At 53.7% G+C, this 395-nt stretch carries 1 protein-coding gene; it reads left to right on the top strand.

Annotated elements, in window-relative coordinates; genetic code table 11:
* Positions 1 to 165: 165 nt before the first annotated feature.
* A partial coding sequence (locus QQM67_RS30515; protein ID WP_314178657.1) for a hypothetical protein occupies positions 166 to 395 on the top strand: 230 nt, incomplete at its 3' end.

The following is a 395-nucleotide window of genomic DNA, read 5'->3' as shown; positions in this document are numbered from 1 at the left end:
GAATACGGAATTAACGACTCCCGCATCGTTGTTGAGTATCTTTCGATGGTTTGGGGGTCTAACATCGTCCCCCCAGTTACTATCTCCTCCGGTGGTGCTCGCGCTGCACGGGCTGGTGTAATGAGCTACTGGGGTCTCAACCCTAACGACTCCGAGGATGTGGCCTTGTTCCGCATCCGTTTTCAGGGTCTGATTCAAAAAACTGAAGCCCGCGCTGAAGAAAATGATGCCGGTCTCAGCTACTACGCGACACGGGATTTGGCTCCTGTTGATGGTGATACAAACCAGGTGCTTAGCGCTTGCGCCGCTGGTTACCATGGTGGTTGGAATGCCTGCCTGAATGTCGGTTATCACCCTGGTGAGACCTTCGACCATGATTTGCAGTCGGCCTATCC

It is taken from the genome of Streptomyces winkii, assembly GCF_032248595.1.
Classification (GTDB): Bacteria; Actinomycetota; Actinomycetes; order Streptomycetales; family Streptomycetaceae; genus Streptomyces; species Streptomyces winkii.
Note: the sequence above shows the minus strand (reverse complement) of the source record. Positions and strands in the feature narration are given on the sequence as shown.